Raw genomic sequence first — 699 nt, 5'->3', positions numbered from 1 at the left:
CACTATCGTTAACTGAATACATAGGTTAACGAGGCGAACCGGGGGAACTGAAACATCTAAGTACCCCGAGGAAAAGAAATCAACCGAGATTCCCCCAGTAGCGGCGAGCGAACGGGGAGCAGCCCAGAGTCTGAATCAGCTTGTGTGTTAGTGGAACGGTCTGGAAAGTCCGACGGTACAGGGTGATAGTCCCGTACACCAAAATGCACAGGTTGTGAACTCGAAGAGTAGGGCGGGACACGTGGTATCCTGTCTGAATATGGGGGGACCATCCTCCAAGGCTAAATACTCCTGACTGACCGATAGTGAACCAGTACCGTGAGGGAAAGGCGAAAAGAACCCCGGCGAGGGGAGTGAAAAAGAACCTGAAACCGTGTACGTACAAGCAGTGGGAGCACCTTCGGGTGTGACTGCGTACCTTTTGTATAATGGGTCAGCGACTTATATTCTGTAGCAAGGTTAACCGTATAGGGGAGCCGCAGGGAAACCGAGTCTTAACTGGGCGTTAAGTTGCAGGGTATAGACCCGAAACCCGGTGATCTAGCCATGGGCAGGTTGAAGGTTGGGTAACACTAACTGGAGGACCGAACCGACTAATGTTGAAAAATTAGCGGATGACTTGTGGCTGGGGGTGAAAGGCCAATCAAACCGGGAGATAGCTGGTTCTCCCCGAAAGCTATTTAGGTAGCGCCTCGTGAA

Annotated in this window: 1 rRNA gene; it reads left to right on the top strand. The window is 51.6% G+C overall.

The features are described 5' to 3' along the window. Positions 1 to 699: ribosomal RNA gene (locus tag ABLV17_RS13600) — 23S ribosomal RNA — on the top strand; the annotation flags it as partial.

The sequence above is a fragment of the Klebsiella sp. CN_Kp091 genome (assembly GCF_040065095.1).
Taxonomy (GTDB): Bacteria; Pseudomonadota; Gammaproteobacteria; order Enterobacterales; family Enterobacteriaceae; genus Klebsiella; species Klebsiella aerogenes.
The sequence above is the reverse complement of the archived record's forward strand: the minus strand, read 5'-3'. Positions and strand labels throughout refer to the sequence as shown.